General features: G+C 54.6%; 19 protein-coding genes. 5 read left to right on the top strand and 14 right to left on the bottom strand.

Annotation, left to right across the window (positions count from 1 at the left end; genetic code table 11):
- Window position 1: 1 nt before the first annotated feature.
- Window positions 2-757: a thiol:disulfide interchange protein DsbG gene (gene dsbG, locus ACIPUG_RS12775; protein WP_400338633.1), complete on the bottom strand. Its 756-nt coding sequence runs from the start codon at window positions 755-757 to the stop codon at window positions 2-4.
- Between the two features lie 267 nt (window positions 758-1,024).
- Between dsbG and ACIPUG_RS12770 the strand changes: the two genes are divergently transcribed.
- On the top strand, window positions 1,025-1,648 hold the full coding sequence (locus ACIPUG_RS12770) for a LysE family translocator (protein ID WP_094431975.1): 624 nt from the start codon (window positions 1,025-1,027) through the stop codon (window positions 1,646-1,648).
- A gap of 59 nt (window positions 1,649-1,707) precedes the next feature.
- Here ACIPUG_RS12770 and ACIPUG_RS12765 read toward each other — a convergent pair whose 3' ends face one another.
- The 4 genes from ACIPUG_RS12765 to ACIPUG_RS12750 form a co-directional block, all read right to left on the bottom strand.
- Window positions 1,708-2,748 (bottom strand): type II toxin-antitoxin system HipA family toxin, encoded by a 1,041-nt coding sequence (locus tag ACIPUG_RS12765; RefSeq protein ID WP_400338631.1) that lies wholly within the window; start codon window positions 2,746-2,748, stop codon window positions 1,708-1,710.
- A complete protein-coding gene (locus ACIPUG_RS12760) occupies window positions 2,745-3,059 on the bottom strand; it encodes a HipA N-terminal domain-containing protein (RefSeq protein ID WP_180789193.1) in 315 nt (104 codons plus the stop codon). The genes ACIPUG_RS12765 and ACIPUG_RS12760 overlap by 4 nt, the downstream gene beginning before the upstream one ends.
- Window positions 3,044-3,370 (bottom strand): helix-turn-helix domain-containing protein, encoded by a 327-nt coding sequence (locus ACIPUG_RS12755; protein ID WP_039510297.1) that lies wholly within the window; start codon window positions 3,368-3,370, stop codon window positions 3,044-3,046. Before ACIPUG_RS12755 ends, ACIPUG_RS12760 begins: the two co-directional genes overlap by 16 nt.
- Window positions 3,371-3,532: 162 nt before the next feature.
- A complete protein-coding gene (locus tag ACIPUG_RS12750; protein WP_400338629.1) occupies window positions 3,533-4,405 on the bottom strand; it encodes a LysR family transcriptional regulator in 873 nt (290 codons plus the stop codon).
- A 102-nt stretch (window positions 4,406-4,507) separates the two neighbouring features.
- Between ACIPUG_RS12750 and ACIPUG_RS12745 the strand changes: the two genes are divergently transcribed.
- Entirely contained in the window at window positions 4,508-5,017 is a 510-nt protein-coding gene (locus tag ACIPUG_RS12745) for a phenolic acid decarboxylase (RefSeq protein ID WP_039284938.1), read from the top strand.
- Window positions 5,018-5,073: 56 nt separating this feature from the next.
- Here ACIPUG_RS12745 and ACIPUG_RS12740 read toward each other — a convergent pair whose 3' ends face one another.
- From ACIPUG_RS12740 to ghrB, 7 genes are all read right to left on the bottom strand, one after another.
- Window positions 5,074-6,207 (bottom strand): alkylhydroperoxidase domain protein, encoded by a 1,134-nt coding sequence (locus tag ACIPUG_RS12740; protein ID WP_400338627.1) that lies wholly within the window; start codon window positions 6,205-6,207, stop codon window positions 5,074-5,076.
- On the bottom strand, window positions 6,204-7,238 hold the full coding sequence (locus ACIPUG_RS12735; RefSeq protein ID WP_268197951.1) for a putative FMN-dependent luciferase-like monooxygenase: 1,035 nt from the start codon (window positions 7,236-7,238) through the stop codon (window positions 6,204-6,206). The genes ACIPUG_RS12740 and ACIPUG_RS12735 overlap by 4 nt, the downstream gene beginning before the upstream one ends.
- A 15-nt stretch (window positions 7,239-7,253) precedes the next feature.
- Window positions 7,254-8,933: an ABC transporter ATP-binding protein gene (locus tag ACIPUG_RS12730; protein ID WP_094370782.1), complete on the bottom strand. Its 1,680-nt coding sequence runs from the start codon at window positions 8,931-8,933 to the stop codon at window positions 7,254-7,256.
- Window positions 8,930-9,790 carry an ABC transporter permease gene (locus ACIPUG_RS12725; RefSeq protein WP_400338625.1) on the bottom strand — a complete coding sequence of 287 codons (861 nt, stop codon included), beginning with the start codon at window positions 9,788-9,790 and terminating at the stop codon, window positions 8,930-8,932. The genes ACIPUG_RS12730 and ACIPUG_RS12725 overlap by 4 nt, the downstream gene beginning before the upstream one ends.
- Entirely contained in the window at window positions 9,787-10,731 is a 945-nt protein-coding gene (locus ACIPUG_RS12720; protein ID WP_094370780.1) for an ABC transporter permease, read from the bottom strand. Before ACIPUG_RS12720 ends, ACIPUG_RS12725 begins: the two co-directional genes overlap by 4 nt.
- Before the next feature lie 27 nt (window positions 10,732-10,758).
- Window positions 10,759-12,396, bottom strand: coding sequence for a TIGR04028 family ABC transporter substrate-binding protein (locus ACIPUG_RS12715; RefSeq protein ID WP_400338623.1), 1,638 nt, complete (start codon window positions 12,394-12,396; stop codon window positions 10,759-10,761).
- 303 nt (window positions 12,397-12,699) lie between these two features.
- The gene (gene ghrB / locus ACIPUG_RS12710; RefSeq protein ID WP_040043992.1) at window positions 12,700-13,662 is read right to left on the bottom strand and encodes a glyoxylate/hydroxypyruvate reductase GhrB; all 963 of its coding nucleotides are present in this window, start codon (window positions 13,660-13,662) and stop codon (window positions 12,700-12,702) included.
- A 340-nt stretch (window positions 13,663-14,002) separates the two neighbouring features.
- On the opposite strand from ghrB, the gene ACIPUG_RS12705 reads away from it, so the two are divergent.
- Window positions 14,003-15,964, top strand: a complete 1,962-nt coding sequence (locus ACIPUG_RS12705) for a methyl-accepting chemotaxis protein (RefSeq protein WP_400338621.1) — start codon at window positions 14,003-14,005, stop codon at window positions 15,962-15,964.
- 20 nt (window positions 15,965-15,984) lie between these two features.
- Here ACIPUG_RS12705 and ACIPUG_RS12700 read toward each other — a convergent pair whose 3' ends face one another.
- Window positions 15,985-16,458 (bottom strand): N-acetyltransferase, encoded by a 474-nt coding sequence (locus ACIPUG_RS12700; protein WP_039284958.1) that lies wholly within the window; start codon window positions 16,456-16,458, stop codon window positions 15,985-15,987.
- Window positions 16,455-17,018, bottom strand: a complete 564-nt coding sequence (locus ACIPUG_RS12695) for a DNA-3-methyladenine glycosylase I (protein WP_014913686.1) — start codon at window positions 17,016-17,018, stop codon at window positions 16,455-16,457. The genes ACIPUG_RS12700 and ACIPUG_RS12695 overlap by 4 nt, the downstream gene beginning before the upstream one ends.
- Before the next feature lie 268 nt (window positions 17,019-17,286).
- Between ACIPUG_RS12695 and ACIPUG_RS12690 the strand changes: the two genes are divergently transcribed.
- On the top strand, window positions 17,287-18,093 hold the full coding sequence (locus ACIPUG_RS12690) for a sulfite exporter TauE/SafE family protein (protein ID WP_268197945.1): 807 nt from the start codon (window positions 17,287-17,289) through the stop codon (window positions 18,091-18,093).
- 127 nt (window positions 18,094-18,220) lie between these two features.
- Entirely contained in the window at window positions 18,221-19,135 is a 915-nt protein-coding gene (gene glyQ, locus ACIPUG_RS12685) for a glycine--tRNA ligase subunit alpha (protein ID WP_010286428.1), read from the top strand.

Here is a 19,135-nt window from a genome sequence, read left to right as displayed (position 1 = left end):
TCTATTTCCCCATCATCTCCGCCAGCTGCTGTGCATCCGGCAGCCCGACCACTTGCTGTAGCTCATTCTTATCATTCAGGTAATAGATGGCGGGCGTGACGTTTGCACCCAGTTCATCCATTAGTCGCTGATTATGCTGAATGTTATTCCAGATATCGCGTGATGAGGCCTTGGGGAACGGGGGCACCGTTTTGCCGTTCGAGAGCTCATATTCATGCCAGGCTTTAGCCGGATCGCTGGCGGCAAGAATCGCGGCGGCATAACGCCCGCTTTCCGGTTTGATGACGCCGACCAGTAGCGTTTGCAGTTGGACTTTTCCTGCTTTTACCCACGGCTGTGCCTGCTGCCAGAACTGTTTGCAGTACGGGCAGAACGGATCGGCAAAGACGATGATTTTACGCGGTGCATCCTTCGCCCCTTCGGTGATAAACGGCGCCTGCTGTAATTTCTGCCACATCTCCCGACCGGCAGGCACATACACTTCCTGCTGAATCAGTGCTTCACTCAGGTTGTTGCCGTGTTCGTCATACATATAGCCCGAAATGGCATGCTTACCGTCCGGCGTTAAATAGATGGTCACCCCTACGCCCTGATAACTACCCAGCCAGCCTTGCACGCCGCCGGGGGCAGTGAACGGTTTGATGATCGTAATACCTTGTTTTTCGATGCTCTTCACCGCATCTGGCAGAGCATCTTGCGCCAGGGAAGGCGCGGAAAGCGTCAATAAAGCGAGCGTGAGGAAGACGCGTTTTATCATGGTGTTGCACCTGTATTGTGAGTCATTGCCTGCCGGATAGCGTAGCGGAAGGCAACCGGCTGGGGGAGTTTATTTACGCTTTTTGAATCTGGGCCTGATGTGAGCTATCGCTATGCGATCTTGGCTGAAGAGATGTGTTGGGTAGGGTCAGGCTCTGTCGTATATTACGTGGAGCTTAATTAGGATTGTTTGCCGGTTGTCTTGCTCCATTCTTCTCGAGGAGGATGGCGCGTTTTGTGGTTTTCCCTGCTGGAGTGATGAATTACCGTGACGTTGACCGAATCGCTGATTGCTTTTACGTTTGCCGCGACGATATTAACCCTGACGCCGGGTTTGGACACGGCATTGATTTTACGCACCGCGACCGTTGAAGGCAGTAAGAAAGCCTTCCATGCGGCGTTTGGTATTCAAGTCGGCTGCCTGATTTGGGGCGCGATGGTGGCGTTTGGTCTGGGAACGCTGATTGCGGCGTCGGAACTGGCCTATAACATCCTGAAATGGTGTGGTGCGGCGTACCTCTGCTGGCTGGGTTTGCAAATGATCCTGAAACCCAGAACCGAGCTGGTGATGGCGGCGTCACAAGACACACCGAAGCCGCAGAACTGGTTTCTCCGTGGCATGTTTGGCAACGTGTTAAATCCAAAAATCGGCGTGTTTTACGTTTCATTCCTGCCGCAGTTTATCCCTGCTGGCCATTCGGTCGTGCTGTGGACTTACCTGCTTGTTCTTATTCACGTCTTTATCGGCACGCTGTGGTCGTCCACGCTGATTGCCGCTACGCGCCCGCTGTCGCGTTTTTTGCGTCGTGGTTCTGTAGTGAAGTGGATGGACCGAACGACAGGCATTATCTTTTTGGCATTCGCCGCGCGTCTGGCTTTTTCCCGGCGGTAAGTTCTGCGCCACTGCACCGATACCCGCAGTGACGCAGCAAGACGTTTGATTCTGAAGCACTAAATCCGTTCTGCATCGAGAATGCTCATAAGATTCAGGCGGTGTCGATAGCACCGCAGCGTTGTCTCAATAGCATCCGCAGGCATAAAGGAATCCCGATAGGTTGTTTCAACGCATTCAGCTTCTTTGGTGAGGTCTGCAAGTAGCTTTTTGGTCAGGTTTTCACTCAGCCCGATACGCTGTCCGAACAGAATGAAATCCATACCAAGATATTCTCCGTATGCAGTTTCAAATCCTGGCGCGAGTGCCTCATCCCCCTCTTCTTGAATCAGCAGCGGCAATGCCATGAAACAGGAAGAAAAATAGGTGGGATAGGGGGCGACGGAAACAAAGTCATAAATAGGGGCCAGCATTAATTGGCCTGAGCGCGAATGCATCAACCCAAAATTACGCAGGTGCATGTCGTTGTTACCCAACATGTAGGCGTAAGCGATGCGGCGAAACAGATCTATTTTGAAGACGATATTGTCATTAACGTGTTTGCTAAGGAATAAAGCCAACCGCTCATAACTGACGTATTGTCTGCCATCTGTGTGTATTTTACCGAATTTTTCACCGATCCCCATTGCACCGTCCAACTGTTCCTGATGGATAGGGTGACCCATTTTTTCATCGCGGTCGAAGCGCTTAATAACGAAAGCGAACTCAGGTTCGTCATCCGCCTGTTCCGGTTTAAAACGGAGTAACCCGTGTGGTGGAACGGCAAATCCCAGACGTGCCATTAGCGTCATCGTGGCATGTTCATTTTCTGCCAAATGGGGAAATTCAATCGGAGAGGGTTTGAGGATGTATAGCCCTTGATGATCAACGACGGTAAACGCCTGTTCTTCTAATACCAACTGAATTTTGGGCTGATAGCCAGAGATACTCATGCCTTTCTGTGCTTGTGGCAGGTCGTGCATAAATTGCTGGCGGGTGAAACGTAAGGCTGGGGAAGTGTGCATTTTCCCCGCCAGATGCTTCAACCCTTTACGGCTATAGCCTGTGGCAATTTCTTCTTCGTGTGTCAGCGGTGTTAGCAAAATTCGACATCTTGTCATGCCTTATCCTCCGCGATCAGCTGTACTGCGCCGATCAGGTTCTTACCGTTTTGAATGAGGATGCCGAATAAATCCTTCTCATCCAGATGCTGAAGCTGGCTGTACTGCCGCCGGAGCCAGCCTTCGGGAGCTAACGAGGCAAAATAAGGCGGTAATGTCTTGCTGCGAAATGTTCCGGTCTGTATCGGTAGGCTCAGTGATAATGGCGGGCCGATGTAGGACTTTTTATATTCAAACAAATAGCCTTTATCGTCCTGACTTAGCTGGCCGATGTGGACACCGTAAAGATAGACCTTTACTTGACGGCGCATAGTTTTATCCCTAACGCGGAACAGACGCTATAAACCGTGGAAAATTTCACCTGAGCGGGATCGTTGAATAAGCGCTTTAAGGTGGAGATCGATACACCAGTCTGTAATTCCAGCGTAGCGAGTTCTATGCCCAATGCCTTACGCCGCGTATTTAGCTGAACGCCAAATACATCCAGCGAATGAATGTGGTCTTCCAGCACAACCTCTTTGCTGGCTGCATCACTACGCGCGAACTCGTGCCGGAGTTCGTCGATAGCTTCGCTAATGGCGTCGAGTTTTAGTAGTGTTGGTGCAGTGGCAGGAGTGTTCATAAATGGACTCTACCTTCTAAATATAACCGATTATCGGTTAAGTATAGCCCTTAAGTTTTCTTAATATCCATATGTAAGACTTCTTGTTAGTTTTTACTTAATTTAGCTCATTTATGAGCTAAAAGATGTTTGCTCGCTTAATCACTTAATAATCTTCATACCTCAGAGCCTGCCGAACAGTAGCGCGATGAGCGTGAGGATCGCTTTACTGAGCGGCTGTCCTTTCTCTTCAGCTAACAGATAGAGTGGGGTGGTGCGCCTTTCCCCCTGTTGCAACGGTAATATTTGCAATTCGCCTCGCGTAATGTGTTCTGCAATTCGTGCTTCCGGCAGCCAGCCGTAGCCCACCTGATGCAAAACGGCCTGCGTAGCGGCTTCAAACGTGGTGAATGTCCAACTCTCGGCGGAGGAAGGCTGCGTATGTGGTGTTGTGCGCGTCACGATCTCTACGCAAGGGTAGTGAGACAGTGCCTCGTGGCTTAACGGCATGGGGAGTGCGAAAAGCGGATGGTGGCAGTGTGCAACGGCGACAAAATCAACGTTCATCAGCCATTGCCCAGCGAGGTCGTCGAGCTCACGTTGTGTGATGACGTAAATGTCCGCATCGCGTGCCTTCAACTGTTCCGGCGTTTCATTGCGCAGTACTTCGGTCAGGTGGATACGTGTGGCCGGATGCTGTTTTTGAAAGGTGCTGAGCAGGTGAAATAGGCGATCTTTGGGGAAGGTGCTGTCAACAACCAGGTTGATGCTGGACTGTTCACCCATTTTCAGGGAATGAGCGCGGGCCTCCAACGCATGAAACGAACGTATTACGGGTCGCACCTGCGCGAGTAGATTTTCGCCTTCTGGCGTGAGCTCGGCTTTGCGTCCGTGGATCGTGAGTAGCGCGATGCCCAATCGCTCTTGCAGCAGAGCGAGCTGGTAGCTGACCGAAGACTGACTGCGATGAAGCGCATTTGCCGCCTGTGTATAGCCGCCCAAATCAATAACTGCCTGAAGGATTTCCCACTGTTCCAGCGTCGTTTTTGCCAGCATCTTTGATACATCTAAATATTGAATGATTTTCCCTGAAAAATAGCGTTATTCATCGAATTAATAAAGCTCTAAAGTGAATTCACACACTTCAGGAGAACGATCATGCCTTCATTCAATCAACACGATCTGAGCCATTTTGTAGGGAAACACCTGGTATATACCTATGATAATGGCTGGAATTACGAGCTGTATGTCAAAAATGCCAACACCATAGACTACCGCATTCATAGCGGTATCGTGGGTAACCGTTGGGTTAAGGATCAGCAGGTGTATATCGTGCAGGTCGCCCGCGAGGCGTATAAGATTTCATGGACAGAACCGACGGGAACAGATGTCAGCCTGATCGTGAATATTGCTGATAAGATTTTCCACGGCACCATCTTCTTCCCGCGTTGGATCATCAATAATCCTGAAAAAACAGTATGCTTCCAGAACGAACACATTGCTGAAATGGAAGCCTATCGCGATGCGGGCCCTGCGTACCCTACCGAAGTCATCGATGAATTCGCCACTATTACGTTCATCCGCGACTGTGGTGAGAACAACAACGAGGTCATCAACTGTCCTGCCAGCGAATTGCCTGCGGATTTCCCTGCCTACCTGAAAAAATAAAGACCGAAAGGCGACACGCAGCCGTGCCGCCTGATTAGCTATCGCACAACGCTGATTTAATGCTCCGGCCAGAACGGTTCGCCCAGCGTGAGCATCAGTCGGTTGGCCCATGAGAAGAAGGCGGCTGACTGCACCACATCGATAATCTCTAGCGTATCCAATCCCTGTTCTTGCAGCTGTTTCAGGTCGTTTGCGTTGACCTGCGCGGGCGTGGCGGAAAGGCGTGCCGAGAAATCGATAATCGCCTGCCAGCGCGGGCTTTGGCCGATGCTTAAATCCCCGCCGGGGACGACGTCCAGCAGCCGCTGCACATCGCCGTCCTGCTTGGAGAGCTGGCTGGCTTTACGCGCGTGTACCGAGGCGCAGTAGATGCAGCCGTTGACCTTGCTGGTGACGGCGGCGATCAGTTCGCGCTCCTTGCGCGGCAGGCCGCCAGTGGTATAGAAAATCCCTTTATCCGTCAGCGTGCGCTGTTCCAGCACCGGAAGATTGCGCCCTAGCAGACGGAAATAGTCGGAATCGGTGTGGCCGAAGCGCGCCAGAATCGCCTGCTCATCGGCATTGAACTCGGCCAGCGGTTTGGGGGAGATCCACGGTTCCCAGCCCAGTTCTGCCTGAGTAAACGCCTGCGGCGCAGACTTACCGCTGTGCGTCTGCGGTTGGGTATGCCACTGACCTGCGACAGCGGCCTGAGAATGCGGTTGGCTGACGCGATGACCGGCAATCAGGCGATAGCCACGCAGCAATCGGCTTTGAAAATTCACAAACGCGATGAGCTGCGACAGCGTCACGATGTCGTCTACCGACCAGCCCGCCTGCTCCAGCGCGCTGACGTGGGATGCCGAGGCTTGCACAGGCGTTTTCGTCAGACGCTCGGCATGGTCTAGCGCCAGCTGTAGCGCGGGTGTCAGTGCGGGCTCCGGGAAATCTGCCAGCCGCTCGGCATAAAAATGCTGTAGCTGATCGTCCTGCTGCCAGCCGCTGATTTTGGTCGCAAACCAGAAGCGCAGCGATAGCGGCAATGCCGCATTGTCTGCGGCGTCGGCGTTAAACAGCGCATCGTAGCTGCCCTGAGTGTGACGGGTTGCCGCATCACGGGTTTTTCTGGCGGCGGCGAGGGCGGAATCCGCGCTGATTTCAGCCAGCGCATCCAGTACGTCCTGAGTGTGTAACGTGTTAGCGTGCGTCATGCAATCTCCTGCCCGAGCGGGCTTTTCTGTTTGACGGCGGGTCTCCAGCCCAATGCCGGGGCCACCTGAGTGGCAATCAGCTCAAGCGAGCGCAGAATCAGCGCATGCGGCGGATCGATGGAATGCACCTGGAATGTCACATCGGTCGCACGCTCCAGCGAACTGTCTGCCCGCAGTGACGCGATGACATCCTGCGCGGTGCCGACATGGCTATCGAAGGAGGCGATCAGCGCTTCAATCGAGTCGTGAGGAATCGGGCGGAACGTGCCCGAACGGGCGGCGGAACGATTAAGCCCTTTTTCTGCCAGACTCAGCGCTAATTGACGATCGTCAGCCACGAAAACGCTGCGCGAGCTGAGGATGCGCGGGGCGATGCCTGCGGGCAGCGCGGCCAGATAGGCGTCGATCATCGGGTTTTGCAGATCGGCGAGTGTGGCATCTGGGAAGTGTTCCGGGCGTGGCTGGGTGCGAGAGAGCATCAGGCCATCGCCTGCTTTACCGGCTCGCTCCGCGCCTTCAATAGAAAACGTGGCCTGCCAGACGCGCTTATCCAAATGCGGCGCGGCAGGGTAGAGCTGATTACCGTCTTCGCTTAAGGGTTCTCCCCTCCACGCGGCGCGCAGTTTTTCCAGATAGCGCCCGAGGATCTGCCCGCGCTGTGCGCTGTCGTGACCGAATGCGGCAAATGAGGACGGCGTGCCGCCGGAACCTACACCGACTTCCAGCCTGCCGTTACTGAGTAAATCGAGCACGGCGGTATCTTCCGCCACGCGCAGCGGCTCCTCCATCGGCAGCGTAATCACGCCGGTGCCGAGTTGGATGCGCTGAGTGCGGGCGGCGACCAGCGCCAGAAACACCAGCGGTGAAGGTAGTCCGCCTTCATCAGCGTGAAAGTGGTGCTGTGCGACCCAGGCGCTGTCGAATCCTAATTGTTCGGCTTTGACGATCTGTTCCGTCGCCAGCCGATAGCGCTGCTGGGCGGAGACGTCATCCAGCAATCGCGTGAAAAATCCCAGCCGTTTCGTTGTCATTCTACTGTCCTTGGTTTAGTGCGAATGGTGAATTTGAGCGTGGTGCGAGCGGGCAAAAACCGGGTGTTGCTGCCCGGGGATGGCCTCGATGAGTTCACGGGTGTAGCGATGTTCGGGTTGGGCGAAGATCTGCTCCACCGGGCCGGATTCAAGTTGTTTGCCGTGGTACAGCACGGACACGGTGTCGGCGATTTGGCGTACCACTGCTAAATCGTGCGAAATGAACAGGTACGTCAGCCCGAGTGATTCCTGTAGCTCGGCCAGCAAACGCAGAATCTGCGCCTGCACGGTGACATCCAGCGCTGAGACGGCCTCGTCCAGTACCAGCACCTGCGGTTCCAGCACCAGCGCCCGGGCGATGGCGACACGCTGGCGTTGGCCGCCGGACAGCTCACGCGGTTTGCGTGACAGCAGCGCGACCGGCAGGGCAACGCGTTCGAACATCTCATGAATTTTTCGCTCCCGCTGCGCGGCGGTATGGCGATTAAAATTACGCAGCGGTTCCTCGACGATGTCGTAGAGACGCTGCGACGGATCGAGCGAGCTAAAAGGGTTTTGATAGACCAACTGGATTTTCTGCCGGAACTGCCGCAGCGCTTCACCTTTCAGATGCGTGATGTCGGTACCGTCGATCAGAATGCGCCCCGCGCTAGGGTGATGGAACCCGAGCAGGCTGCGCGCCGTGGTGGTTTTGCCGGAACCGGACTCGCCAACAATGGCGTGCGTTGTGCCGCGCGCTACGCTGAAAGAAACGTCATCCACGGCACGAAAATGTTCCCCTTTGCGGCCCGACAGGGGAAAGGTCTGCACCAGATTTTCAACCGAGACAATAATGTCAGGATCAGATGCATTGTCGCGTGGTGGACGCGGAGTGGGGTTAAGCGACGGCACGTTCGCCAGCAGCGTGCGGGCATAGTGGCTTGTGGGCGCGCTGAGCACCTCAAGCGTAGGGCCCTGTTCCTGAATGTAGCCGTTCTGGAAGACCAGTAGCCGATCGGCGCGCTCGGCCGCCACCCCCAGATCGTGCGTGACGAATAGCACCGCCGTCCCATTTTCGCGCCGTAGCTCATCGAGCAGATCGAGAATACGTTTCTGCACCGTGACGTCCAGCGCGCTGGTGGGCTCATCGGCAATAATCAGCGCGGGTTTTAGCGCAATCGCAATGGCGATCAGGACGCGCTGTTTCATGCCGCCAGACAGCTCGTGCGGATACTGCTTTGCCCGCAGTTCCGGCTGGTTTAGCCCCACGCGCTCCAACAGCGCCAGCGTTTTCTTGCGGGTCGTCTGGCGATCTTCCCGCTGATGAATGCGCAGAATCTCGTCCACCTGCTCGCCGATGGTTTGCACCGGGTTCAGGGAACTGGTGGGATCCTGTGGGATCAGGCTGATCTGCGCACCGCGCACGCTATCCAATCGCTTCTGCGACCAGCCGCTGATATCCACGCCGTTGAGCCGAATAGCGCCGCGTGTTAACCGTCCGTTCTCGGCCAGCAAACCGATAACCGCCTGCGCAGTGGTCGTCTTCCCTGAACCGGATTCGCCCACCAGCGCCACCACTTCACCGGGCTGAATATGGAAAGAGACGCCTTCCACCACGGTCTGCTCACGATCGTCACTGCGATAGGCAATCGTGACGTTTTCCAGAGCCAGTACGGGCACGGCCGCACTGGTTTGTAAGCTGGCTGACAGGCTCATCGTTCCGTCCTCCCGATCGACTGGCTGATACGGTTAGCGGACAGCACAACGAGTACGACAATCAGGCCGGGGAAGGTGGTTAGCCACCAGGCGGTTGCGATGTAGTTGCGGCCTTCGGCGATCAGCAGGCCCCATTCCGGCGTGGGCGGCGGTGCGCCGTAGCCAAGGAAGCTCAGCGTGGAGATAGCCAGAATCGCGCTGCCGAATTGCAATGCAGCAAAGGCGAAAACGGTAGTCAGTGAGTTCGGCAGGATGTGCCGCCATAACACGCTGAAAAAGGTGCCGCCGCTGCCATAGGCGGCTTCGACGTAGTCGCTGTGGCGCACGCGCAGCACTTCTGAACGCACCAGTCGGGTGAAACTGGCGACGGAGGTGACGCCCACGGCAATCGCGGCGTTGACCGTGCCGAAACCCAACAGGATGATGACGCTCAGCGCCAGCAGCAGGCCGGGGATAGCCAGTAATACATCAATGCTGCGCATCACGACGCTATCCAGCCAGCCGCCAACCGCGCCCGCCAACAGGCCGAACAGGCTGCCGAGCACCAGACCCAGCCCGACGGCGATAACCGCGCCCGAAAGCGAGTGGACCGCGCCATAAACGATGCGTGCATAGAGATCGCGCCCCAACTGGTCGGTACCGAGCCAGTAGTCGGCGTCAGGTGCCAGCCGCTGTGCGCCCGCAATGCCTTCCGTCGGGCTATAGCCGGTAAACCAGCCGGGGAACAGTGCCCAAAGTGCGACGGTCAGCATGACCAGCCAGGCTAGCACCAGCCCCGGTTGAAAGGCGTAGCGACGCAGCAGAGGCCGCTTGCGCAGAAGAGGAAACGTAATTTTTTCCAGCTGTACGGTAGTCATAACGTGGCTCCTGGCGTGCTTTTCAGGCGCGGATCGAGAAGGGGATAGAGCAGGTCGACGGCCAGATTGACGACAACAAAGGCGGCGGCGGAAATCAGCACGATGGCCTGCAATACGCTGCTGTCCTGATAGTTCACGGCTTCCTGCGTCAACTGGCCGAGCCCGTTACGGCCAAATACGGTTTCGGTAATCAGCGCCCCCGCAATTAGCTCGCCCAACAGCAGGCCAGCGATGGTCAGAGTGGGCAGCATCGCGTTGCGGGCGATGTGTCGCCAGAGTACGCCGCTGCGGCTGGCGCCTTTGGCGCGGGCAACGGCAACAAACGGCTGGGTTTGCACCTGATCGATGCTGCGCATCAGCACCTGAGCAAGCGGGGCGGAAATCGGCAGCGCCAGCGTGAGAACGGGCAAAATCAGCCCTTCCCATTCGCCGGGGTTAATCACTGGAATCAGCCCCAGGCGGAAAGAGAAAATCTGAATCAGTACGATGCCGAGCCAGAAGGTCGGCACGGAAATAAACAGCGACGGCAGCGATTGCAGCGCGGTTCGCAGCCATTGGAACGGCGTTAACGTCGATAAGAACGCGAGGGTAAACGCCAGCAGCCCAGCGGCGATGAAACCCAGCACCGCGAGCAGCAGCGTAGGCGGCAGATTCGCGGCAATCAACTCGGTGACCGGCACGCCCGCCTGAAGAGAGAGGCCGAGATCGCCACGCAGGATCTGGGCTATCGCATGAAAATATTGCGTGAGTACCGGTGTATCGGCACCGTAGGACAACCGCAGCTGCGCGATCTGCTTGGCGCTCAGGCCAAGCTCCGGATTTTGGAACTTGATCAGTATCGCATCACCCGGCATCGCCTGAAGCAGGATAAAAGACAGAGTAAATGCCGCCCACAGGACGAGCAGTGCCTGACCGATGCGCAATGCCAGATATCGGTTCATGATGACCTCCTCCTTCTTTCTTCTGTGTTACTTATCCAGCCAGGTGTTGTAGAAGCTGGGGCGACCGACGGCTTCAAACGCGATGCCTTTTGTGGTGGGTGCGCCCGCAAACACCTGCGGTTCTTCAAAAATAGGAATGACGTAGGCTTGATCGATCAGGTAACTCTGCACCTCTCCAACCAGCGCCAGCCGCTTGCTGCGGTCGGTTTCCGCCGCGATGCCATCCAATAGCGTATTCAGATGTGAATCTACAAAGGTGTTCACCTTGTCGCTGGAGCCACCTTTTTGCAGCAGGACGTTACGTACCGTCGGGTAATACTGGCTTTTCAGCACATCCGGGTCGGCACGGCCTACCATCGCGGGAGCCACGCCGGTTTTCAGAGGATCCAGGCTATCGACGGTTTTGCTGCCTGCATCGCCCGCCAGCACATTCAGCTTCACGCCGACTTTTGCCCACTGTTGAGAAACCAGCTGTAAGGTTTCTTTGTTCTGTGGTTGCGGCAGGGATTCATAGGCGGTCAGTTCCAGCGTTTTGCCATCCTTTTGCCGTAATCCCTGCGAGCCGTTTTTCCAGCCCGCATCATCTAGCAGTTTGTTGGCCTGTGCGGGATCGAACGTGAGCTTGCTGGAGAGATCGGCATAGCCAGCGGCGGTTTTAGCCAGCGGTGACGTGGCCTGTGGGTAGTTGTCTGAGAACAGCGTATCGATGATCTCTTTGGTGTTGGTGGCGTGCAGCAGTGCTTGGCGCACGCGGATATCGGCGACCAGCGGATTATCCGGGCGGAAAACCACGCTGTTATTGACGCCGCGCGTCGGAGGAGCATAAAGATTGAAGCCCTGACTCTGCACCCGCTTCTCATCATAGGCCTGAATCTGACGAATGAAGTCAGCCTGACCAGAGACCAACGCGCCAATACGCACGCTGTCTTCCGGGGTGACCAGATAGGTAATACCGTCCAGATAGGCGCGTCCCTGATGCTTCGATTTAACCGGTGCCCAGTTGTAATCCTTACGGGCAGTCAGCTTCAGTTCGCGTCCCAGTTTCTCGCTGCTCACCACGAACGGACCGGAACCAATAATGTTTTTAGCATTGCCTAACTGATTGAAATTGCGCTCCAGCGTACTGAGAGAAACCAGACCGGAACCGATGGTTGCAGTCCCTTGCAGAAAGCCCGGAGACGGCTTCTTAAAGTAAAACTTCACCGTGAGCGGATCGATAACTTCACTGCGCAGGTAGTTATTGATGACCTCGGAAACCGGTTGGTTGAGTGCCGTATTCCCTAGACCGTAGGTATCGAAGTTTTTCGCTACTGCGTTGGCATCCAGCGGCGTGCCGTCAGAGAAGCTAACACCGGGACGAATCTTGAACGTGTATTCGGTGTTATCCGCATTAGTGGTCCAGGATTCTGCAATCCACGGCTCGACCTCCAGCGTTTCGGGGTTCTGATACGTCAGCTTATCGGTAATCTGGTTGAGAATGCCGCCGTTCGGGTAAAACCCACCCGCAGGCGTATAGAGGTTGGTGTGTGCCTGCTGCTCCAGATAAATCAGCGTGCCGCCGATTTTCGGTGCGTCGTTCGCTGCCTGTGCACTTAACGCACCACCCAGAAGGAGTAATGAGGCAAAAATAGTGAGTTTCTGATGAGGATGCAAAAAAGTCGCCACGATGGTTTTCCCTACAGGTGATGGTTTTTATTAAATTTGTTTTTTATCAGGTAAATACGCGTATCGATTACGTCCTGAAACGGGGAATACAGCAGAAGACGTTAACCGCTCGTTACAGCCGATACTTCCATAGGAGGTAAGAAACCGCAAAGAACAATACCGGTATTGGTTATCCAGTTTTTAGTTAGGAAAAAGCATGGTTTTTGCGAGAAATCGCCGCGTTTCGCGTGTGATGATGGGGTGGGTTCGTGGGGAAAAGCAGCGCTGCGAAAGCCTCGTCGCAGCGCTAAGGTCGACTTAGGGTTATTTCAAAACCTGCGGATTCACGCAGTTTTCTTTTACCTGACCGCTCAGGGCGGCAATCAGGTTGTCAACGGCGCAGGCAGCCATGCCGTAACGGGTTTCGTGCGTGGCAGAACCGATGTGCGGCAGTGCAACGACATTAGGTAAATCCAGAAGTGGAGAATCGACGGGCAGCGGTTCTTTGACAAACACATCCAGACCTGCGCCCTGAATTGTCCCTTTCACCAGGGCTTCCGTCAGCGCCTCTTCATCCACAACGGCACCACGACCGATATTAATCAAAATGGTGCTGGGCTTCATTTTTGCCAACTGCTCGCGCCCAATCAGATGATGCGTTTCCGCCGTAAGTGGCAGCGTAATACAGAGGAAATCGGATTCAGCCAAGAGTGTATCGAGATCGCAGTGGCGGGCATTAAAACGCTGCTCGGCTTCGGCGTGATGGCGGCGTGCGTTGTACAGAACCGGCATGCTGAAACCGAAGTGGGCGCGTTGCGCGACGGCCAGGCCAATGCGGCCCATCCCCAGAATACCGATGGTTTTATGGTGAACGTCGGTGCCAAACCAGTCGCTGCCGACTCCCTCTTTCCATTCGCCCGCCTTGACCCGCTCGGCCACTTCCACGACCCGGCGCGCGCTGGCGAGCATCAGTGCCAGAACCGTATCCGCCACCGTTTCCGTCAGCACGGTCGGGGTGTGCATGAGAATCACCCCTTTTTCATTCAGCGCGTCGACGTTAAAGGTGTCATAACCGACTGAAATGGTGGAAGCCGCGCGTAAACGCGGTGCGTGTTGCAGGAAATCTTTATCGACTTTACCGCCGGAACCAATGATGCCTTCGGCCGTTGCCAGAGCGGGGTGGTCGAGGGAGGGAAAGGCGTCAAGTTCGGTGACGGTGAAGTGTTGGTCTAAACGAGCGCGCAGGTCGTCAGCAATTTTTTTATACAGGATAACGCTAGGTTTCATCACAAACTCCAGCAGATTAAGGAAGTTAACGTAGAAATAGCTCATCGAATAATCGCGTAGCTGGCGAGAGACTGCAAGCGATACCGCCCCCGCATCTGCCCAAGGTTAACCGTGATTAATGGGGGATTTGCACGATTGGGATGATGAAGGATCGCATACAGACGCGCCACCGCCGCATGTGGAATGCCTCATGAACGGCGCGAGGCCTCCTTACTGCTATTTGATTAATATATTTCCTTTGTGATTGTTATCACTCATTTTCGGGTAAAGCATTACCGTGAAAAACCGATAACCCTATCTACGGGGATGTTTTAGACAGGGTTTTTTAATGGGGGCGGAAATGCATTTTTTTACCAGGATTATGAGTAACCTCAAGGTTTCTCATAAGCTGTATGGCGGTTTCGGGATTGTCCTGTTGTTGGTCATGATTGCGTCTGGCATTGGCGCTGTACGATTTTTTATCATCCACGATCTGTATGTTAAAACGACAATTTTGAATGAAATGAATCACTATCTCGATCAGTCAAAAATGGCGAGAGTAAAATATTCATTCACTTTTGCGGATGACAATATCAAGAATCTCAATACCTACATTAGTCAGGCAAGCCAGCAAAAAGAAAAAGCGAAAGCACTCACGTGGGAAACAGAGTATCTGTCTGATTTTAATAAACTTGACCAAGATTTCGCAGATTATGATACCGATCTGAATACCATGAAAACTGCCGCCAATGCGGTGGTCGAGACGGCAAAGAAAATCAGCCAGATGAATGCCTCCGATGCGTTAACGGCATTTATGACCAACCTTTCCGTCGGCGTGGATGAAAATGCGTTGTCTATGCAGAAGGAAGCCCTCTCACTGCTGTTCCTGAAACTGGTCAACAGCACCTACACCTTACAAAGAGAGAATAGTGAAGCGGCGTTTAACGCGCAGAAGCAGGTTTATGCCGAATCTAAGGCATCCTACGATGCGTTGGCATCGTCGGTCAGCGGCGATCGCCGTCGCGTAGTGGATTCATTTTGGCAAGCATTTGAAAATTATCATCAAACGGCAGAGCAGTACTACGCGCGACTGGGGCAGTTAAAAACCACAGATGTTAAATTTCGGGCAACCGGAGACAGAATGACGAGCGATATCGGCAGTATTCTGCAAAAGCTCGGCGCGAAGAATGATGACATTATCAATAGCTCCGTGCTGCAAACGCTGATTTTAGGGGCGATTGCCATCGTATTCGGTTTATTGATCGCCTGGTCTGTTACTCGACAAATTACCCGACCTATTATCACCAACCTGAAGCTGGCGGAACGGATTGCGGGTGGCGATCTTTCAGCGAATGTCACGGTGGTACGGCATGATGAGCTGGGACAATTAACGACAGCCATGATGGTGATGACGGAGAAATTACGTCATTTAATGACCGATATTCGTCAGAGCGTGTACAGCGTTGAGAGCGCTTCTTCTGACATCGCATCGGGCAATAATGATTTGTCATCGCGTACCGAGCAGCAATCGGCAGCGATTGTAGAAACCGCAGCCAGCATGGAAGAGTTAACGGCTACCGTGAAGAACAACGCCGATAATGCCCGACATGCCAGCCAGATTGCCGGAGAAGCCTCAACTAACGCCAACCGTGGCGGGGATATTATTAACCGCGTGATTAATACCATGAGCGATATTTCAGGGAGCTCGAAGAAGATCTCTGATATCACGACGGTGATTAATAGCATCGCATTCCAAACGAATATTCTGGCATTGAACGCTGCGGTGGAAGCAGCCCGAGCCGGTGAACAAGGGCGAGGCTTCGCGGTAGTCGCCAGTGAAGTTCGTAGCCTTGCTCAGCGCAGTTCACAGGCGGCAAAAGAGATTGAAAGCCTGATCTCAGAATCGGTTGCTCGCGTGGATACCGGAACTGAGCTGGTTTCTCAGGCAGGAACGACGATGGATGACATTGTGGCTTCTGTGAGCCGCGTGAATGACATCATGGGGGAAATTTCCTCCGCATCGGATGAACAAAGTCGCGGTATTGCGCAAATCGGCAGCGCGGTGGCCGAAATGGATACCACTATCCAGCAGAATGCCTCTATGGTGAGCGAATCCTCAGCCGCGGCGAATTCGTTGCAGGAGCAGGCCTCGAAGCTGGCAAAACTGATGTCAGTTTTCCGCATATCTGATTCGGATGTTGCCAGTCTGCCAAGACTGCAAGGGGCGAACATCGGCAACGGGAATTCGGGCACCAAGGCAGCGCCTCGCCTGCCGACGCTCGCGCCGCGGGACAACGGGAACGATAACTGGACAACGTTCTGATATCCCGTTGAGTCGATGACTCAGAAATGATCGATTGAACCGGAGGGAGTGGCATTGGCTGCTCCCTCGTTCGCCCATTGCATGATGAGTGCGGTGGCCTGTGTATCCTGATTGACGTTTTCCTCCACGATGACAAATCCCTGCTTATGGTAGAACCGGCAGGCGCGCGTATTCTGCTGATACACTTCCAGGCTGAGTAAGGGGTACTGTGCCTGAACATGCTGGATCAGCGCTGTACCAATCTGCTTGCCATAATAGGCTTGTTCCACAAACAGCGCGCCGATGAACCGTGCCTCCAGCACGCTGATAAAGCCGATGAGGCTCCCTTGTTCCTCATAAACCCAGGTTTGCGACTGGGGAATATAGATCTCACGTACCGCGCTGGCACTTTCTCGCCAGTAACCTTCACGAATAAACGGATGCGCCAGAGTGGTGCTCTTCAGCCAAAGCTGCATCAGCGGTTCGAGATCGGGGTCGCGGTAAGGTCGAATCATGAGGTGCTTTCCTGATGACAAAAGCAGTCGGTGACATGGTCATTGACCAATCCACCTGCCTGCATGAAGGCATAACAGATGGTTGAACCGATAAATTTGAAGCCACGTTTTTTCAGGGCCTTGGACATGGCATCCGAGACGTCCGTTTTGGCTGGCACCTCGGCGAGCGAAGCGGGGTGATTGAGACGCGGTTGGTGTTCGACGAAAGACCAAATGAAGTGCGAGAAACTCTCTCCCTGACTTTCCATCGCCACCCACGCTTTTGCATTGGTGATAATCGCCTCGATTTTTCCGCGATGGCGAATAATGCTGCTGTCCTGCACCAGTCGCTCGACGTCATCCTGCGTCATCTGTGCCACTTGCTCAGGATCGAACTGGTGGAAGCAACGGCGATAGTGCTCGCGTTTTTTCAGGACGGTAATCCAGGAAAGACCTGCCTGCTGGCCCTCCAGACACAGTAACTCAAACAGCTTCTGGCTGTCGGTGCAGGGTTTCCCCCACTCGTTATCGTGGTAATCCTGATATAAGGTGTCTTGTGTAACCCAGCCGCAGCGTTGCATACCTTTCTCCTGATTATGGCGAGCCGTTCATTGTAAGGCGTCTGTCGCAAGTAGGATTCGATCATGGCACTTATGTTGCTGTATATGCAACCAGTGTTTTGCGGGCGTGCTCGCAGATATGAAAGGTCGTTTGCGGATGGGGCAGAAAGTCGTCGCGGAATCATGAATAATGTTTCGCCAACAGCTTAGGGCTATTTATTCGCTTTATTCGCTCAAGGCTGTTCAATCGATCATAAGAAAAGCATAGACAGAGACAGGGGTACAGGGAATGGCAGTAGAGTGGGTAGCAGCCTATCTGGCATTAGGCGCGGTAGTTGGTTTTATGGCGGGGTTATTGGGTATTGGCGGTGGCGGTATTATGGTGCCAGTGCTAACGGCGCTGTTTGCTGCACAGGGCGTGGAGAATACGCATTTGGTGCATCTGGCGTTGGGTACGTCAATGGCGGCCATCGTCGTCACGGCAATTTCCAGCCTGCGTACCCATCATCAACATCAGGCGGTGCTTTGGCCTGTGGTGATGCGGATCACGCCTGCCATCCTGATTGGGACATTCGCGGCCACCTGGCTGGCGACGCAGTTACCGACGCGGGCGCTGGCGATCTTTTTCTCCTGCTTTATGGCCTACGTTTCTCTGCAAATGGTGCTGAATATCAAGCCAAAGCCGCAGCGCCAGTTGCCCGGTACGGCAGGCGTTTCGCTGGCGGGACTGGTGATTGGCAGCATTTCGGCGCTGGTGGCTATCGGCGGCGGGTCGCTCACCGTGCCGTTCCTGACGTGGTGTAACGTCCGCATTCAGCAGGCGATTGGCACATCGGCGGCTGTGGGGTTACCCATTGCCCTGTCCGGCGCGCTGGGATACATGATTAACGGCTGGTCGACGACTGGGTTACCTGATTACAGCGTCGGCTATGTCTCTCTGCCTGCCGTTCTCCTGATTTCTGCCGTCAGCTTCTTCACCGCGCCCGTTGGGGCTCGTCTGGCGCACCGTCTGCCCGTGGCGACGCTGAAAAAGGCCTTTGCCGCGCTGCTGCTGCTGCTGAGCCTGAAGATGTTGCAGACCGTTTTTTCAGGCTGATCCTGAAATTTGAAAGATGATGACGGGGGATTTGCACTTGTTGCCGCATTCTGGCTGTATATCTTGCGGTCAGAGGGTATACTGGCGCATTCCTTATAAATCCACTTGTATCGCGCGCGAATCCAACATGCAAAAGTTTGATACCAAGACCTTCCAGGGCCTGATCCTGACGTTACAGGATTATTGGGCTCGCCAGGGCTGCACCATTGTTCAACCATTGGACATGGAAGTCGGCGCAGGCACTTCACACCCTATGACCTGCCTGCGGGCACTGGGACCGGAGCCGATGGCTGCCGCCTATGTGCAGCCTTCTCGTCGTCCGACCGATGGACGCTACGGTGAAAACCCGAACCGCTTACAGCACTATTACCAGTTTCAGGTCGTTATTAAGCCATCACCGGACAATATTCAGGAGCTGTACCTCGGTTCTCTGAAAGAGCTGGGTATGGATCCGACCATTCACGATATCCGCTTCGTGGAAGACAACTGGGAAAACCCAACGCTGGGCGCATGGGGCCTGGGCTGGGAAGTCTGGTTGAACGGTATGGAAGTCACGCAGTTTACCTACTTCCAGCAGGTTGGCGGTTTGGAATGTAAACCGGTGACGGGCGAGATCACCTACGGTCTGGAACGTCTGGCGATGTACATTCAGGGCGTTGATAGCGTTTACGATCTGGTCTGGAGCGATGGCCCGTTAGGGAAAACCACCTACGGCGACGTATTCCATCAAAACGAAGTCGAGCAGTCGACCTACAACTTTGAACACGCTGATGTCGATTTCCTGTTCAGCTGCTTCGAGCAATATGAGAAAGAAGCGCAGCACCTGCTGGCGCTGGAAAAACCGCTGCCTTTACCGGCTTACGAACGCATTCTGAAAGCGGCGCACAGCTTTAACCTGCTGGATGCGCGTAAAGCGATCTCGGTTACCGAACGCCAGCGCTACATTCTGCGTATTCGTACCCTGACCAAAGCGGTTGCGGAAGCCTACTATGCTTCGCGTGAGGCGTTGGGTTTCCCGATGTGTAATAAGAAAGAGAGCTAA

The sequence above is a fragment of the Pectobacterium sp. CHL-2024 genome (assembly GCF_044751765.1).
Taxonomy (GTDB): Bacteria; Pseudomonadota; Gammaproteobacteria; order Enterobacterales; family Enterobacteriaceae; genus Pectobacterium; species Pectobacterium brasiliense.
Note: the sequence above shows the minus strand (reverse complement) of the source record. Positions and strands in the feature narration are given on the sequence as shown.

Coding starts and splice junctions, on each gene's coding strand:
- ghrB (WP_040043992.1), bottom strand. CDS start 13,662: ATGAAACCTAGCGTTATCCTGTATAAAAAAATTGCTGACGACCTGCGC.
- ACIPUG_RS12765 (WP_400338631.1), bottom strand. CDS start 2,748: ATGACAAGATGTCGAATTTTGCTAACACCGCTGACACACGAAGAAGAA.
- ACIPUG_RS12735 (WP_268197951.1), bottom strand. CDS start 7,238: ATGACAACGAAACGGCTGGGATTTTTCACGCGATTGCTGGATGACGTC.
- glyQ (WP_010286428.1), top strand. CDS start 18,221: ATGCAAAAGTTTGATACCAAGACCTTCCAGGGCCTGATCCTGACGTTA.
- ACIPUG_RS12750 (WP_400338629.1), bottom strand. CDS start 4,405: ATGCTGGCAAAAACGACGCTGGAACAGTGGGAAATCCTTCAGGCAGTT.
- ACIPUG_RS12705 (WP_400338621.1), top strand. CDS start 14,003: ATGCATTTTTTTACCAGGATTATGAGTAACCTCAAGGTTTCTCATAAG.
- ACIPUG_RS12740 (WP_400338627.1), bottom strand. CDS start 6,207: ATGACGCACGCTAACACGTTACACACTCAGGACGTACTGGATGCGCTG.
- ACIPUG_RS12700 (WP_039284958.1), bottom strand. CDS start 16,458: ATGATTCGACCTTACCGCGACCCCGATCTCGAACCGCTGATGCAGCTT.
- ACIPUG_RS12755 (WP_039510297.1), bottom strand. CDS start 3,370: ATGAACACTCCTGCCACTGCACCAACACTACTAAAACTCGACGCCATT.
- ACIPUG_RS12690 (WP_268197945.1), top strand. CDS start 17,287: ATGGCAGTAGAGTGGGTAGCAGCCTATCTGGCATTAGGCGCGGTAGTT.
- ACIPUG_RS12745 (WP_039284938.1), top strand. CDS start 4,508: ATGCCTTCATTCAATCAACACGATCTGAGCCATTTTGTAGGGAAACAC.
- ACIPUG_RS12695 (WP_014913686.1), bottom strand. CDS start 17,018: ATGCAACGCTGCGGCTGGGTTACACAAGACACCTTATATCAGGATTAC.
- ACIPUG_RS12725 (WP_400338625.1), bottom strand. CDS start 9,790: ATGACTACCGTACAGCTGGAAAAAATTACGTTTCCTCTTCTGCGCAAG.
- dsbG (WP_400338633.1), bottom strand. CDS start 757: ATGATAAAACGCGTCTTCCTCACGCTCGCTTTATTGACGCTTTCCGCG.
- ACIPUG_RS12720 (WP_094370780.1), bottom strand. CDS start 10,731: ATGAACCGATATCTGGCATTGCGCATCGGTCAGGCACTGCTCGTCCTG.
- ACIPUG_RS12730 (WP_094370782.1), bottom strand. CDS start 8,933: ATGAGCCTGTCAGCCAGCTTACAAACCAGTGCGGCCGTGCCCGTACTG.
- ACIPUG_RS12760 (WP_180789193.1), bottom strand. CDS start 3,059: ATGCGCCGTCAAGTAAAGGTCTATCTTTACGGTGTCCACATCGGCCAG.